This window comes from Clostridium sp. UBA5988, from assembly GCF_002435615.1.
Lineage (GTDB): Bacteria > Bacillota > Clostridia > Clostridiales > Clostridiaceae > Clostridium_J > Clostridium_J sulfidigenes.
Map to the genome: position 1 here is coordinate 25,181 of NZ_DJBA01000014.1, position 16,729 is coordinate 41,909.

At 35.1% G+C, this 16,729-nt stretch carries 10 protein-coding genes; 1 reads left to right on the plus strand and 9 read right to left on the minus strand.

Features of this window, described 5'->3' with window-relative positions; all coding sequences use genetic code 11:
- Positions 1–342 precede the first annotated feature (342 nt).
- The 9 genes from B3J31_RS02220 to B3J31_RS02260 form a co-directional block, all read right to left on the minus strand.
- Positions 343–8,253: a hypothetical protein gene (locus tag B3J31_RS02220; protein ID WP_346873564.1), complete on the minus strand. Its 7,911-nt coding sequence runs from the start codon at positions 8,251–8,253 to the stop codon at positions 343–345.
- A gap of 124 nt (positions 8,254–8,377) precedes the next feature.
- On the minus strand, positions 8,378–10,792 hold the full coding sequence (locus B3J31_RS02225) for a LuxR C-terminal-related transcriptional regulator (protein WP_346866845.1): 2,415 nt from the start codon (positions 10,790–10,792) through the stop codon (positions 8,378–8,380).
- 431 nt (positions 10,793–11,223) lie between these two features.
- A complete protein-coding gene (locus tag B3J31_RS02230) occupies positions 11,224–11,535 on the minus strand; it encodes a hypothetical protein (RefSeq protein WP_346866844.1) in 312 nt (103 codons plus the stop codon).
- Between the two features lie 139 nt (positions 11,536–11,674).
- A complete protein-coding gene (locus B3J31_RS02235) occupies positions 11,675–12,397 on the minus strand; it encodes a hypothetical protein (protein WP_346866843.1) in 723 nt (240 codons plus the stop codon).
- The gene (locus B3J31_RS02240) at positions 12,394–13,266 is read right to left on the minus strand and encodes an ImmA/IrrE family metallo-endopeptidase (RefSeq protein ID WP_346866842.1); all 873 of its coding nucleotides are present in this window, start codon (positions 13,264–13,266) and stop codon (positions 12,394–12,396) included. Before B3J31_RS02240 ends, B3J31_RS02235 begins: the two co-directional genes overlap by 4 nt.
- Positions 13,259–13,606, minus strand: coding sequence for a helix-turn-helix transcriptional regulator (locus B3J31_RS02245; RefSeq protein WP_346866841.1), 348 nt, complete (start codon positions 13,604–13,606; stop codon positions 13,259–13,261). The genes B3J31_RS02240 and B3J31_RS02245 overlap by 8 nt, the downstream gene beginning before the upstream one ends.
- 338 nt (positions 13,607–13,944) lie before the next feature.
- On the minus strand, positions 13,945–14,334 hold the full coding sequence (locus B3J31_RS02250; protein WP_346866840.1) for an HIRAN domain-containing protein: 390 nt from the start codon (positions 14,332–14,334) through the stop codon (positions 13,945–13,947).
- Positions 14,327–15,133, minus strand: coding sequence for a hypothetical protein (locus B3J31_RS02255; protein ID WP_346866839.1), 807 nt, complete (start codon positions 15,131–15,133; stop codon positions 14,327–14,329). Before B3J31_RS02255 ends, B3J31_RS02250 begins: the two co-directional genes overlap by 8 nt.
- 296 nt (positions 15,134–15,429) lie before the next feature.
- A complete protein-coding gene (locus B3J31_RS02260; RefSeq protein WP_346866838.1) occupies positions 15,430–15,975 on the minus strand; it encodes a hypothetical protein in 546 nt (181 codons plus the stop codon).
- A gap of 296 nt (positions 15,976–16,271) precedes the next feature.
- Between B3J31_RS02260 and B3J31_RS02265 the strand changes: the two genes are divergently transcribed.
- On the plus strand, positions 16,272–16,682 hold the full coding sequence (locus tag B3J31_RS02265) for a hypothetical protein (RefSeq protein WP_346866837.1): 411 nt from the start codon (positions 16,272–16,274) through the stop codon (positions 16,680–16,682).
- Positions 16,683–16,729 lie beyond the last annotated feature (47 nt).

Genomic DNA, 16,729 nt, shown 5'->3' on the forward strand with positions numbered 1-16,729 from the left:
TATCTCTCCTCAACCTCTAAGCTAACCGTTTATTTTCAAACACGATTAGTTTATTATAATTTAAATAATAAAATCGTTTACATGATTAATTTTAACATAAATACCTATATTTCGAAATGATAAATTTAACTTTTTTTAAAAATTTCAATTAATATTTTAAAGAATAAAATAATAAATTTTATTTTATAATTGAGATTTGTAATAAAACACTTTTAAAAAGGAGAGTAGATAGATTTGTGAAAACACAAATTTGCCTGCTCTCCCTTTAGGATATTAAAATTAGGTTGATATTTTAGAATTATTAACTTTAACTTGTACTATTTACATTCTAGTATTAGTTTCTTATTTTTCTAAATCATCCTTGCAAGATATTTTTTTCTTTTTAATAACAATTCCACCAAAACCAATAATTAATACAATTCCGCATAATACAAGGGTCCAGATATATCTTCTTGCGTATGTTATATCCCCTGTAGCTGGTAAAGTAGTTTCTTTATTCTCTGTTGGTGTCTGTTTGTCGTCCTGGTTATTAGTAGCCCCATCCAGAACTGTATCAGATATCACAATTGTATATTCAGATGCATGGGTAAAGGTCAGTTCCACATTACCATCTTCCTTAATATCGTCTGCACAGATGAATTCCATTTTTCCGTTCTCTTGATTATAGTAAAATAAGTTTGCATATAATCCTGCATTCTTCTTCTCCATATTGATGGTGAGAACTGCGGCAAATCCAAATTCTCCGTCATAGGAAAGACTGATATTCATGGAATAGCGCTCTCCTGTTACTTTGTTGATCACATCTACTGGAATGGCATTGGTATTCTTTTTTACTCCAAAATCAACATCTTTCAATTTGCTACTTGTGATGCTTTTTCCGTTCACCCTCCATGTAATTCCATTGCCCATGTCAAAGACAAGAGTGATGTCCTTGCCCCTGATAGTACCCAGCACTTCTCCAGGCACAACAGTAGAGCCATTCATATCTATGATAACCCTATCCTGTTCTTTTGCCTTCTCAATCTGTCCTTTGATGACATCCCATCCTTTTTTACTACTGTCATCTTTAAGAAATGGATTTTCATCATCCTTATTTGGAGGATTTTCCGACTGTTCAGTTGTTCCACTGCCAGAGTCTACTGCCTTCACTTCTGTTACTGTTGCTGATGTATTTCCTGCCTGGTCATAACCCGTTATGGCAATACTTCCTTTGAAATCTTTGTTAATGGTGAATTTTGCTTTACCCTCATTGTTCACCGATACATTTACTGCATCCTGTGCCGTTTTACCCTCCGGTGTCAGTATATAAGAAATATGATCCGCCCCGGAAATAGTATCACTTACAGGCACTGTCACATCCAGCCTGTTCTTATCAAATATTGAGTCAAGTAAGGAAGAATGTTCACTATAAGTAATCTCTCCTAACCTAGGCTTTACTGTATCCTTTTTCACTTCAATGGTCCTTGCATCGGTAATGTAACCCGTACTCATCTGTTTGAGATAATAGGTGTAGTTTCCATTCATATCTGCTGTAACAGTAAGAGCATTTTCCCATGAAGCATCTATTCCATTTGACACTGCAATTTCATAACCCTTAGGTGCATTTACTGTAACATTTCCTATAAACCAGCCCTTTAAACCCTTGTTGGTATCTGCAAGGCTAGCTGTTATACCACTATCCAATGTCAAATAGTCAATTTTAATGCCATTGATTGTGGTTGTTGCAGCAGTATAATTTGTTGTAGCTGCCACATCCACCTTTAGGGTATAAGTTCCTAATGCAGATGGTGCTTTAATTCCTGATAATTTTTTATTCTCATCAACTACCGTTCCTTCATACCATGTAAAAGTAAAATCTGCTCCACTATTAGAGGTAATGAAATGAGCTGGTGATGGCGTTTCAATAGCACCTCCGGTATAGGTAAATGTCTTTGGATAACTGCTATTTTCCACATATCCATTGCCCTGCTTTACCCTAATGGTCACAGTATCAGAAACTGCCACATAATTTGTACTCTCTGCCATACTTGCCGTAATAAGGGCTTCACCTGTTCCTTTAATGGTCACCTTTCCCTGTGAATCCACTGCCACCACCTCAGGTTTATCTGAGCTATAGGTTACAGCAGATTCCCCAGTTTTGGTTACGGTCAGATTAAAATCCTCATCTCCATAGGTTTTCTCAGCCACACCTTCCAATGAAAGGGTGGAAATGGCCTTTTCTATGGCAACATTCTGTTCCACTTCTTTCCCTTTAAAGCAGTTTGTATCATCTCTTGCAATGAAAGCTTTAATGGTATAGCTTCCAGCATTAATAGGAAGTCCTGATACATATGTGCTGTCTTTTGCCCCCTGCGCCTTGTAAGAATAAGTTACTGTTCCATTAGAACCTCCAGTGCTTAGCACAAAATCTTTACTACTTCCTTCTTCTATAGCACTTCCATCATAAGTGATTGTTTTTGACGGAGTAATAGTTACAGTAGGTTCATCATATATTTTAAATTTCACAGTTTCCGTGTTACTGTTACCCACCTGATCAGTTACCATTACAGAAATGGTATGATTTCCTTTTGTACTAACAGAAACATTATTTGTATCTTTAAAACTAGTTGTCTTTGTACTGTCAAAATCTGCTGGTGTCAGTACTACTGCAGCTTCGCCATCAATGCTGTAGGTCACTGACTTCAATCCTGATGATACCTCTTCATCTTCAACCGAAATACCTATTGCAACTGTTCCGGTATATGCCCAATCTCCAGCCTCTTTTAAAGCTGTACCAGAAGGTGTTAGTGTAACTGTGGGTGCTTTTGTATCCACAACAATCTTGCTATCTGCAGGCTGTAATGAAGCCTCTGCAATATTTCCTGCTGTATCTACTGCACTTATAGTATAGGTACCCATAAAGTCTTCCGTAGTGGTAAAGCTTAGGCTATATCCATCTTTCTGATTACCTGAAAGTGCTTTATCTACTACTGTTGTAGTTGTGCTGTCTGATTTTAATGTTACTATGATATTGTCTTTATCAAGTCCGCTATCCTTTTCCGTAATAGGAACAGTTACGGTAATCACTTCCTTACCCATTATGAAGTTCCATAGATTTACCACTGGATTATTTGTTCCTTGCTTATAAGAAGCTGTTCCAAATGTAGATACAGTGGTATCCATTTTAATGGTAACACTCTCTGTTTTTGTGTTTAATGCATTATCTGTAGCTGTAACCGTATAAGTATGAATGCCCTCCTTGCAGGAAATCTGGTTACTGCTATTATTCCATGCTGCAGTTAGATCTCCATCTGCTGACTGTGCGTTAAACAGATTCTGTTCTTCTCCATTATCTACCTTATAAGTCACAGATTTAATTCCGCTACCGGAATCTACTGCTTCTATCTTTATACTCTTTGCAGTGTTATACCAACCTGTTCCAAAGGCAGCACTTCCATCTGTAAGTGTTACAGTTGGTGCCGTATCCTCCACCGCTGCCTTCACTTCTGTTACTGCTATGGATGAATTTCCCGCCTTATCATAACCCGTTATAGCAATACTTCCTTTGAAATCTTTATTAATGGTAAATTCTGCTTTACCCTCACTGTCCACCGATACATTTACTGCATCTTGTGCTGTTTTACCCTCCGGTGTCAGTACATAAGAAATATGATCCGACCCAGAAAGAGTATCACTTACAGGCACTGTTACATCCAGCCTATTCTTTCCAAATATCCAGTCAAGGAAGGAAGAATGTTCACTATAAGTAATCTCTCCTAAGCTAGGCTTTACTGTATCCTTTTTCACTTCAATGGTCTTTTCTCCAGTAATGTAACCCGTACTCATCTGTTTCAGATAATAGGTATAGTTTCCATTCATATCTGCTGTAACAGTGAGCGCATTTTCCCATGAAGCATCTATTCCATTTGACACTGAGACTTCATAACCTGACGGTGCATTTACTGTAACATTTCCTGTAAACCAGCCCTTTAAACCCTTGTTGGTTTCTGCAAGGCTAGCAGCTACTTCACTATCCACTGTCAAATAGTCAATTTTGATACCGCTAATTGTAGTTGTTGCAGCAGTATAATTTGCTGTAGCTGCCACATCCACCTTTAGGGTATAGGTTCCTAATGCAGATGGTGCTTTAATTCCTGATAATTTTTTACTCTCATCAGCGGCAGTTCCTTCATACCATGTAAAAGTAAAATCTGCTCCACTATTAGAGGTAGTGAAATGAGCTGGTGATGGTGTTTCAATGGCACCTCCTGTATAGGTAAATGCCTTTGGATAACTGTTATTTTCCACATATCCATTACTCTGCTTTACCCTAATATTCACAGTATCAGAAATTGCTACATAATTAGTACTCTCTGCCATACTTGCCGTAATAAGGGCTTCACCTGTTCCCTTAATGGTCACTTTCCCTTCAGAATCCACTACTACCACCTCAGGTTTATCTGAGCTGTAGGTTACAGCAGATTCACCAGTTTTAGTTACCGACAAATTAAAATCTGCATCTCCATAGGTTTTCTCAGCCACACCTTCCACTGAAAGGGTTGGAGTTGCCTTGGAAATAGAAAATTCAGCAGTTGCCGTAATTTCCTTATAGTTGTCTGTTTCTGAGAATACAGCCTTCACTGTGTAGCTTCCAGCCATCATTGGCATTGTGTCTGTATAAGTGCTGTCTTGTGAACCTTTTATCTTATAATAATATTTAACATTGTCTATTCCATTAGTTGGGGACACTGGCACCGGTTTCTTTCCACTACTGCTATCAGTTGTATAAGTCCAGCTATCCATGGTTACAGAAGCAATACCTGGAGCTTTTTCAATCTGTATAGAAAGTCCAGAAGGTTGAGTAAGCTCATACCAGAGAGCATCCGTTCCACTGACAGAAAACGTGCCAGTCAAAGTTACATTTTGCTTACCAACAGATGCAGATTCTGCAGCGGCGGTGATACCTTTGTAATCATTAAGACTTACAGAGTCCGTAGTACTTACACCATTTAATGTTGCAGAAGAAATTGCTACAGACTTAGTTCCGTCATAATATTTTTTATTAAACTCTACATTTACTGTGAGGGGACATTTATCTACAGTGATCTTAATAGGTTTGCTTGCCATATTATAATCAGAATCCCCTGGATATACCACATATAGATTGTTTTCTCCAATTGAGAGTTTCTTTCCCTTTGTATCATAGGTGATACTTGCTTTACCATTGGATATGGTACCAGATGCAATGGGTTCACTTCCATCGGCATTTTTAGAAATCACTACGGTTCCAAGCACCGAAGTCTTTGAAAATGTTACTGGTACGGAAAGTACACTACCATAGGTCACTGCTGTGCTGCCTGACATACTCATCCCTGAATCATCCTTTATCTGAATTGTAAATGTCTTCTCATAATCCTTTAAGGAAGTAACACCATTTTTCACCACAGCCTTTAATATAAGAGTTCCTGTATGTGGAACACTAATATTGCTACCACTTAACACTGCTTCAGTGGTTCCTTTATCTATTATTTGCCAAGTAATATCTTTATTTGTTGCATTCTCCGGACTTACAGTGGCAGATAATGTACCACTAAAACCTGGAAGCCAATTAGAGGTATCAAGAGAAATATTATCTATAGGCGTAAAATAGTCTCCTCTAATATAAAATTTTCCGGAGGCGGTTCCTAATATAGGGATTACAGATGTTGCCCAATTACTGCACTTCATCGTTGTGTTTATAGTGCTGACAGTTGTTACTGAGCCTTCATAGGTCCCATTTACCGTCACAACCTTTGATACAACAGACCCCTCAGGAAGCCAAAGGAACAAGCGACCACTGCCATCTGTATACATATCCTTAATTCCATAAGGGTAAGGAGTCCCATTCTTTGTTACTGTAAGGGAGGTCACCAGTGCATTCCTAGATATAGTAGAATAAGAGCCAAGGGTGACAGTGGTTAGATATACATTCGTACCCTTTCCATCAGTAGGCTGTTTATGATCAAATTCTTCATATGAATTGACTAATGCCTGAGTAAATACGCTTCCTCCTGTAATTACCACATTGGTATATGTTCCTGTAACGCCACCTTGTTCAGATGCTATTGTACCGCCTTTCGCATTTACAGTGCCTCCTGCTATGGTTACACTACCTCTATTCTTAGAATCATAGATAGAGCCAATTCCCATTCCCGCGTTACTATTATTGCCCGTTATTTTTCCACCATTAATGATAACTGAAGCATAAGGATATGTAGCACTGCCCCTTTGATACGCAACTCCAATGGCTGCACAGCTTCCTGCATCAGCATTAACCTCTACAGTACCTCCTTGAAAAACTAGTCCTGTTACATTTTCCCTTCCATTTCCTGCACCAATACCCGCATTATATATTCCAAAAGCGTTGACTTTAAGAGTTCCCTCTCCGTCAAAGGTCAGTGTATTGCCTTTGTCTCCTTTATGAATAACCACACTTCCCTGGGTACTAGACATAGAACTTTCGCCCTTCATTAAAATTGTACAGTTTCCTGCTGAGTCCACATCAATGGCACTTCCCTCAGCTTCCTTAATACTAATGTTATCAAGGGTCAGGATAATAGCTGCACTGCTGTCCATGATGATACGCTGTTTTGTAGATGCAATGCCACTTTTCATACTAACAGTTGCACTTCCGGTTCCTGTAAATCTTAATATATTGGAAGCTCTATCATAATTATAATTACATCCAACTGCATTACTAACTACCAGATCACCGGTATCACTAAGCTCCGTCATATGGACATAAAGCTTCCTGTTTCCTTCTGGAATATTAACTAGATAGCAGCTGTCTGCCACCTTTGTAAAGCCTACCGTATCCATAGGTACTTCCGGTGATGTACCTTCATATAGGGACAATCCAGCAACCTCATAGCCCGTATCCGGGGTGATATAAATTAGCACCGTTTCCCCTGCTGCAAGACCCCTTGTCTTGGACATGGAAACTGTTGCATGGTCTGTAATACCTGCTGTCAATGTATAACTTCCACTGTTCTTTGTCAGTATTCCCTCTGCCTTGTCATCAGCTGTGGTAATAAGTGAACCAGTATAGATATCCCCTGCTGATGTAGATACCGCCGCTACAATAGCATTCTCCGGAAGCCACAAATATAGTTTTCCGCTTCCATCCGTTACCATGTCCTTATTGCCATAAGTATAAGCACCAGTTTGGGTATAGACTGACACACTGTTTATAGAAACAGCTGCGGTTACCCCACTTAATGAAACAGTAGTTTTATATAAATTTTCACTATTTTTATCTGTTGGTCTTGTGGTGCCCTGGGTAGAAACAATAGTTCCCCCTGTAATAGAGACACTAGGCTTTAATGATGGTGTATTATTTGTATAATAACCAATTCCATCATAACCCCATGCAGTTTCGGTGATAACCGTCCCACCGGTAATTGAAATGCTACCGTACATTTCATAGTATCTATAATAACCAATTCCAATGGCTGTACCTTTATCTGCCTTAGCATGAATGGTTCCTCCATTGATTTCAATGGAATCGAAGGAACCCACTCCATTTGCTGAACCTATGGCTGCACCACTTTCACTGGTCAATGCCTCTCCTGCTTTTGAAGTCAAATTCAAGGTTCCACCGTTTATGGTAATGCTGCCACAAAAATCATTATGAGTTCCATAGCCTATATTTCCACCGATTACTGCCGCACCATACCGGGTGGATGCCGTCATGGTTCCAGTGCTAGCTGCCGTAATATTAAGTGCTGCTCCCTGGGGAACACGAATAGCTGGACAATCCTTACCATCTACACTACTTCCCTGTGAAAAAGTGTTATTTCCCTTTAATGTAAGATTTAACTTTCCACCCGGAAACACTGTAATTGGTGAAGAGCTAGAAGAACTTTTCATAGCTGCATTATCTAAGGTAAGGTTTGCCGTTACCTTTGATGGAATAGAAATTACCTCTTTATAGGTAGAACCATCCTCACTGGTTCCCGAAATAGTAAGGGGCTTGTCCGTCAAAATAATTAAAGCACTTTCTGTTTTATATGGTTCCCCATATGCAGTAAGAATATCACCGCCCCATCTATAGTCCGTGCCCTCTATGCCTCCCGTTATCGTAAGGGTATGGGTCAGTGCGTTTGCAGTTATGATACAACTGTAGTCTATAGCAGACATCATAATCAGTACTGACAGTGTCACAGCCACAAACCGTTTCCACTTCTTTCTAACAGAGATATTACAACTTTCCTCTGATTTCTTTCCCTTTCTCATAAAATCCTCCATTTACAAATACCATTTTTTCATTATGATATTATTCTTATTTTTAAAATTATTACACATTAAAATATCTTATATTCCTCTAATTACACACTCTATATAAACAGAGTTCTTAGCTTCAGATTAGCTTCCTCTTTCTTGCCTCGGTAACAGCAGCTATTTTACTGTTCACTCCCAGCTTTTTAAAGTTCTGCTTATTATGATATTTCACATTCTCTACTTTGAGTCCTAATTCCCCAGCTATCTCTGCATTAGAAAATCCCTCCGCCTGTAGCTTTAATATTTTAAGAGAATTTTCACTAAATGATGCCTCCTCTGTAGCTAGCTTCAGATATCCAGGATAAGCAAGTGACATCTTCTCAGTCTCTATGAGTACTTCCTGGAAATATTCTGGATTTTTACTTTTCCATCCTGTTTCCTTCAACATCCGGATTACTGCTGCCCCTTCTCTGGATATAAGCCTTACAAAATGATAACTTTCTGCTTCAGTTAAGATTTCTTGGAAGTTCTCATCCCACTTAGAATCTCCCATGCGATACTTGGTAATGGCAAGCAAAAGTCCTGCTTCCATGGCTATATAAGTACGCTTCATAGCTTCAGCATAATACTGGAGACGTTGCAACAGACTCACTGCCTTTTCATATCTTCCCGTTAACAAGTAAATACGTACCTTGGTGAGATATTTAAAACGCTCCATTATAAAAAATTCTATTTCTTCCTCCGGTGCCTGTTCCATCCACTCTATCGCCTCTGCCGTCTTTCCTTGATATAGACCAATACGAATCTGCAAGGCACCAACATTGGATAAAAGCTTTGAAGTCCCTTCCTTCTCAACTTTTTTCTCAAAATTTAATAGCAACTCCTTTGCATCCTCTGCATGATCATTTAAGATATGTAGCCAAGAGAAAATTCCAACCCCTACAAAGCACTCCTCGATTTTTCCTCCTGCCTGTGCCTGCATCATCCCCTTATTAGTTAGATTTGCAATCTCATAACTGTCTTCACCTTTTTCTAAAAAGCTTTCTGCAAGGGCAAGATTCACAAGACCCTTCCCATGTTTTCCAAGGGTAAATTCAACGATTTTCCCAATACTCTTTGCTAGCTCTTTGTCCCGTCTGCTCCATTCACAGAAATCCTTTCCTCCATTCATCTGGGAGGGTAGGTTACTAGTAACGGAGAATTCAGGCAGACTAATACTTCTGTTCATTAAAAGAGTCCCAGCATTTTTCATAATATCCACAAGTGAACTGCTACCCCGATGTGGCAGACCGATGTCTAGGTAAATAATCAGACCCTTTGCTGCTTTTTTAGCACTACCACTTAAGGACCTTTCCATCTGCTTTAGTTCTTCATACCAGCGTTCACTTTCTTCTATATTTAGGAGCATGGATTGGAGCATGCTCATACCTACCATCAGTTCCATACTTTCCCTGATCTTTTCCTCCGGTAAGGCAAGATAATATTCCCTCAGTTCATAATAATAACCACTTGCAGGATTCTTCCTTGCATTGGAAATTAAAAGTCCTGCAATCCGCTCTATATCATGGCATGCCTCATACATTTTAAGGGCATTTGGGGTATCTCCTTCCAATTCATAGTAAAGACCCGCATTATAATAGAGTCGCTCCCATCTCTCCTTTTGATATGTGCGAAGGAGCCTTCTCCTCATGGAGCGTCTCATGGGAAGTCTAATTTCATAGTGGGTCCTTCCACCTGCTACTTCCTTCATAAAGATGAAGTTTCCAAGCTGTTCAGCTATGTTTATCATCCCCTCCACGTCATTTCTACCAGTAATCATCTCTGCCAGGCGCTTATCAAATTCCTCCACGATACACACCTGCATAAGAAATTCCTGAATCTCTAGCTCCCACTGGTCATAAACATAGCGATCAAGATAGTCCCAGAATTCATTTCTCATTCTTTCAATATAAGTTCCATCAAAGGGTCTGCCGGATGAAAGTTCCATAGCAATAAGCTTGGCTACTATTCCAATTCCACAACTCAGTCTCATGATTTTTTTGAAATCATCTTCCCTAAGTGTTAATCCCCACAGAGCCAAATATTCCGCCATCTCACCTTCAGAAAGTAATAAGTCCTCTTCCTCTATCACTGCAAAAACTCTCCGATAATAAAGAGGAATTAGCCAAGAAGGTATCCTACTTCTTCCCGATAAGATCAGCCAAATATCTTCCCTTTTTGCAAGTATCTCAATTTTTCTTATAAGTATTTCCCTTACCTCGTCAGTCCTTAACAGATGCAAATCATCAATGACCACGATGATTTTCTTTCCACTAGAAGGCATCTCCAGCTCTTCCTCACTTAGCTGTTCTGCAGAGTAATAATAATACCGTCTTTTCCCCATATAATCCCGGATAAAAGCTGTTTTGCCACAGCCTGATATTCCATAAATGTAAACTGTCTGAAATAAGGTCTGAGCTGCCTTCATTTTCTTATTTGCAATTCTTGGGCGTACATAGAGCTCCTCTTCAGCCTGTAACCCAAAATCTAAAAGCTTTTCTTTTTTCTCTTCCATTTTTACCTCATCCTTAAAATATATCAACCATTTACTTGATCCCTTTACAGGATAAGTAAAACATTTTATGTATTTTAATAGTTAAAATTTTACTTTATAAAAATTTTATCATAGGTATTTTTAAAAAGCCACTCCGCAAAAGGGTAGTATGAGGGTGTTTTTATAAATTCTTGAATATTTTTCTTATTTTATTGTTTGCACCGAAAAGAATGTTTGATCTAAAGCCACTACTTTCTTGAGTCTCCACTTTCAACTATTAAATAGCAAGCATATCTGGAAAGAATAACATCATATATTTCTCCTTATGCACCTGGTTCTAGCTCCACCATCTTTCCCACCTGGGAAAAATGGTCTGAAACATTAATAAAAAATAGCTACATAAGTTTAAACTCATGCAGCTATTTTTTATAAACACCTATGGTATGAAATATTTACTTTCTAACTACTTTGTCTCTATTTTTCTTATTAATAAAGTACTCTTCTGTAAGCAAATCCTCTCTTACTGAATTTGTAAATATTATATGATTTTTGTAACTTTCATTTTTATCTTTTCTTATCCAATAAGTATCTAAGAAACACATACCCTTTGAAGCTAAAAAAACTTCCCACTCATCCCAGTAATCTAAATTATAATACTCTAGATAACAATCCAAATTCATTCTATTATAAAGTATTATTCTGTCAACAATAAATTCTCTGATTACATCTGAAGGAACTTCTATTTTTGATTTTGGTATAAGCATTCCCTTACCACCTCTATTCTTTCCCTAAGTAGAGCTTTTAATTTTAAAATCACCTACTTAATTTATTCACGTATAATTCCTCTATATTTCACTGTATTAATTATACTTTATATCATTTAACAAAGGCTAGTACTGTTGACTAGCCTTTCCTTATCTCATTACAATATAACTCATCCATTTTTTCAATAAATTCTCCCCATGAAGGATTTATCTTTTTATCATTTTTTGATAAATAGTACAAGTATTTATAAATAATTCTTAACTTTTCTGTATATCCAATATTATTCTTTACTAAATAATAAATTACTTCATAAGGTTTAATCATAAAAACTTCTTCTAAACTTGTTTCTAATTTTTCTGCATCTTCAACTAATCTTATTGCATTTGAATCATGAGAGCAAAAATACAACAATTGCTTTGTAGCAATGTATGATAGTGATTTTACTTCACCTCTATCATCTCTGTTATCTATAGTTGGATTATAATTAGTATACTTTGCAATTTTTGATTCTATTGTCATTCTAACTATTTTCTCTTGCTCATTTAAATTTGAATCATAATAAATATATATGCTTGGTGGTATATCATTCTTTTTATTCTCTATTAAAGTTTTTATGCTGTTAGATTCGAACTCCCTATAAACAGCCTCATGTATACCTATAGGCTTAAAAGTATCAATAAATGGTTCTATCCAATAATTTTTATAAAATTCAAAGGGCACTGGTTTAATACCACTATGCTCCTTTGATCTATCAGGTGGAATGAATATATTAGCATCTATTAAAAATATTTGATTATTGTTTTTTAAAACTGATATAAAACCTAGATTTTTATATTTTAAGTTTACATCTTTAAATTTCATTCTTCAACCCCAAACATCTCTTCCATTTCAGCTATATCTTCAATATCAACATCTTCTACAACACCGAAATCATGTATTTTTTTATCAAACATTTCAAGGGATTCAATAAAATCTGATAATGATATTATTCCATCTTCATAGTTTCGAACTACTGTTTCAAGATCACTTCCATCCACACCTTTTTTCATAGTCTTAGAATTTAACAATTTAAATATTTCTGAATTGATACTGAGGCCTATAGTATAATATTCATCATTTTCATTTCTAGTTGGCTCATTAAATAATTCAGTATATTGCTCTCTTTTTATAGCATTTATTTCTAATAATCTTTTAACAATAGCCTTATATGGTAACCTGTATTCACAATGTAGTCTAGCAATTAATCTAAGTAGAGTTGATTGCTTCCACTTATACAATTGTAGCTCTCCATCATTTACTCCTTTTATTTCTTTTTCTAATTTATCTGTTGGCAATAGAAACTCAGCTGCAAATCTATTAGCCTTTAATTCTCTTATAGATTGCATATCATTTGATATTCTACATAAATGAACGCTTGACTCCTCATAATAATGATAAAGCTCATGTCCTAAAGCAAAAATTTGATTATCGTAATAATCATTTGTGTTTAGTCCAATGAATTTAGTCTTGCAGTCATCTTCCTTAATGCACACATATACTGCAGAAAAGAATAACTCATCAGTGTCACTATTTTCAATTGGAACATATATTAACTTTATACCTTTTTCTCGGATAAATTTTAATATACTATCCCCCATAGGAGCAGTACCAATATCTAATTCTCTTCTTTTCTCTTTTGCCATTTCAGACAACTCATAGATCTGTTTTGAAGACAAACTATTATTATCCATTATAAACTCTCCTTAACTGTTCATGCTTTTTTAAACAAAGCATCATGGAAATCATAGTTTCTAGTCCTTTTCTTTCTTCAGCAGTTCTAGCTTCACCTCTCATAGCCATAAATACATCTTCTGTTTGTTTATCTTCTAGTATACTGTCAAAATCTATCTCTAATACATCTAGAAGCTGCTGCAGCTGGTTTAGAGATGGAACGGTTTTACCTAACTCTATCCTACCTATAACTTGTCTGTTAATGCCTGTTAATTCACCTAATTGATCTTGGGTCATATCTCTTTCTTTTCTTCTTTTTGACACTATTGATGATAGTTTTTCTAAATCTATTTTCTTCATAATTACATTCACCTCACATAAAATGATACTATTTATATCACATATTATGCCTATCCTTAAGATAATGATACAATAAATACTCTTTTTTATCAATAATATTTATATACTTAATACTATATATGCTTAGCTCAAGTTGGTTAAACTATATTATAGAAATTTTTAAGCTTTATTATATAAGTAAAATCTTTTATACTTTATATCAGAGAATTATTCACTTCTAACTTGTACTATTTATATTCTAGCACCACTTTGTAAGAAATATACATAATAAAATAATTAATAGACACTCCTCTAGCAACTCCCAATATATTTCACAATGATTACTTCAATTTCTAAAACTATAAATCATTTAAAAATATTCTTATCCACACCTCTTGCAACTTTTCAAAGTAATAATCCACAGTTCTCACTTCAGCTGTTAACATTTTTCCTCCATCCATAAGTCTTGCAAATATTTTATTTGTTTTTGCTGGTATATAACCTATCTTTTCACCCTTTACTGTAAATAATTCTATAGCATATTTATCATATACATTATCAGGTTCTCTTTTTAACTTTACTTTATCTCCTTCTAATAAAATAAACCCATCCTTTACATAGTATTTCATTCCGGCTACCCTTATAGATTGAAGATATATAGTATTTTCAAAGGGCAATGCTAGTCCACCTGTTTCAATTATGTTGGCTAACTTCCCTCCACCACTATAGGTTGTTATTGATTTATCCATAACTCTGCTCCTTTAATATCTGACAAATACTCTTTTCAACCTGTGTAATCATTATTTCATAGTCATGTATATCATTAGTTATATCTTGCTTTTTCTCTTTAATATACTCATCATCATCTATAAGTTCTTTTATACTTAGAGGAAAGCTATGTTCTTCTTCATCTATAAACTTCTTTAGTTCATTAATCTTTTTCTTTAATACCACTATATTTTCTTCTATAGAAGTTACCTTAATATCTTCTTTAATCTCATTATGCTTTACTATTCCCTCAAGAATTATTAATGTTGCCAAATCATTATTCTCATAAGCGTCTTTAACTTTAAGCCATAACTCCATCATCTCTTCATTTAAACCTCTATTTACATCTGGATGCAGTATTTTAGCTAACCCCCTAAATATTTCTTTAACCTTTTTTACTTCCTCATCCGTTAATGATGGAAGTTCGAAAAACTCTCTAGAGTTCTTTAAATTATTACGCAGCTCCTCTAAATCTCGATAAAACTCTGCTAGTTCTTCTTCTAAAACTCTTTCTATTTCTTCAATATTTATTTCTTCACCTTTATTTTTACTTTTAACTATCAATGCTAATTTCTTCTTTAACCTTCTATACTTAATTTCATTTTCTAATCTTAAGAATATCAAAGCCCCTAGTTTACACATATAAAGACTCTCAAAATATTCTTTTCCCTTCTTTAAATCTTCCATTTTCTCATATAACTTTAGATACTCTTCATTTAATGTATTTAACTCTTCCTTAAGCTTTTGTATACCTGTTAATGAAACAACTATATCACTCATATAAACCTCTCATTAATATACTTTTATACTTCTAAATTAAACTATTTCAACTCTTCCATATATGTTAATTATATCATTTTTAGTTGGGATTTGAGATAGTTATAATAATATAGACTTGCTGTAAACCAATCGGTCTAAAAGTTAAAAAATATCTTGTAAAAATATAAGTATATTAGACCTAGTAAACTAAAAAAATGCAAATAAAAACCCTACTATCCGTAAAGTTAGATAGCAAGGTATTATATCTCTAACTAGCCAGTTTACCTGCCATAGCTTTCATTAGGTGAAGTATTCACTCAATCTTCTTTCTTTAACCTTCTCTCCTTTTTTAACTCTTTAAAAATATTAAATAATTGAATAACCCCAATAATTATCATTACTATAGACGTTAAGACAAATATTGCTATGGAAAATAACGCAAAATATCTAACATATGAAATTTCAGATAATAATGTAATAGCAACAAAAATAAAGAATGCTACCAGTGAAACTATTGCTGTTATTTGCATACTATTAAAAATTATATCCATGTAATCTTTTGAAAACTCTTCTTTATAGTTTAAAGTCTCCAATTCCTTTGAAATCTCTTTCCAATTCTTTTTAAAATCATTTCTTTCCTTCACATACCAATACCAGTTAATGATAGCCCATAAGGTTGTTATTATTGTAAGAATTATTGCAACAGTTGGATCTTTAATTTCTCTTTCTATAAAATATCTAAAGATAAGGTTTAATGGTGGTCCAGAACATATAATTGTGTTCCAAATTGGCAAATACAGTTTTGGCCTTAGAGCTTCCTTTAATTCTCTACCTATTTCTAATTCATCATCATCTTGAATCATTTGCTTTTTAATCTCCTAAATTCATAATCTTTGAAACACACAAGAGCTGTCACAAAACAGATATATTTTGTAATCCTCTTTAAATTATTTCAGCATATTTTACAATAACGACCTGATTCCATTATATAGTATTTGGTTAATTTAGTATATAAATAGTATGCATTTCATTGTATAATTTACAGTATATTACTTTGCATATGTACTTAATGATTTATTACCATAAAGATTATTACCTTATCTGATTTATTTCTGATAATATTGAAAAACCAGTAAATACTATCTATAGAGGTGGTTAAATGACAGAAATAGAAAAAGCCTATGTAGCTGGAATAATTGATGGAGAAGGAAGTATTATGTTACAGCGATTTCATACAAATCAATATCCTGCTCCTTGCGTATCAATAGCCTCCACTACCATAGAATTATTAACTTGGCTAAAAGACACTATTGGATATGGAGTAATAATAAAGAAAAAAAATTATAACCCTGAAAAACATAAATTATCATATTCATTTGTAATTAAACAGAATAATGCTATTAAATTACTAGAAGATATTTACCCTTACTTAATTATAGAATCTAAAAGAAAACGTGCAGAAATGATAATAACACAATATAAAGCTCTTACCCCTAGAAATGGTAGATATACAGATGAACAGCTTGCTAAAAAAGAGATGTTTTACGAGGAATTTATTAATGTAAAATAGCTACATCAGATTAAGTTGATGTAGCTATTTGTTACTGGTGGAGGCGA

What these genes read in the sequence shown, in the direction of transcription:
- B3J31_RS02220 (WP_346873564.1), bottom strand. Translation starts at nt 8,253, where the DNA reads ATGAGAAAGGGAAAGAAATCAGAGGAAAGTTGTAATATCTCTGTTAGA.
- B3J31_RS02225 (WP_346866845.1), bottom strand. Translation starts at nt 10,792, where the DNA reads ATGGAAGAGAAAAAAGAAAAGCTTTTAGATTTTGGGTTACAGGCTGAA.
- B3J31_RS02230 (WP_346866844.1), bottom strand. Translation starts at nt 11,535, where the DNA reads ATGCTTATACCAAAATCAAAAATAGAAGTTCCTTCAGATGTAATCAGA.
- B3J31_RS02235 (WP_346866843.1), bottom strand. Translation starts at nt 12,397, where the DNA reads ATGAAATTTAAAGATGTAAACTTAAAATATAAAAATCTAGGTTTTATA.
- B3J31_RS02240 (WP_346866842.1), bottom strand. Translation starts at nt 13,266, where the DNA reads ATGGATAATAATAGTTTGTCTTCAAAACAGATCTATGAGTTGTCTGAA.
- B3J31_RS02245 (WP_346866841.1), bottom strand. Translation starts at nt 13,606, where the DNA reads ATGAAGAAAATAGATTTAGAAAAACTATCATCAATAGTGTCAAAAAGA.
- B3J31_RS02250 (WP_346866840.1), bottom strand. Translation starts at nt 14,334, where the DNA reads ATGGATAAATCAATAACAACCTATAGTGGTGGAGGGAAGTTAGCCAAC.
- B3J31_RS02255 (WP_346866839.1), bottom strand. Translation starts at nt 15,133, where the DNA reads ATGAGTGATATAGTTGTTTCATTAACAGGTATACAAAAGCTTAAGGAA.
- B3J31_RS02260 (WP_346866838.1), bottom strand. Translation starts at nt 15,975, where the DNA reads ATGATTCAAGATGATGATGAATTAGAAATAGGTAGAGAATTAAAGGAA.
- B3J31_RS02265 (WP_346866837.1), top strand. Translation starts at nt 16,272, where the DNA reads ATGACAGAAATAGAAAAAGCCTATGTAGCTGGAATAATTGATGGAGAA.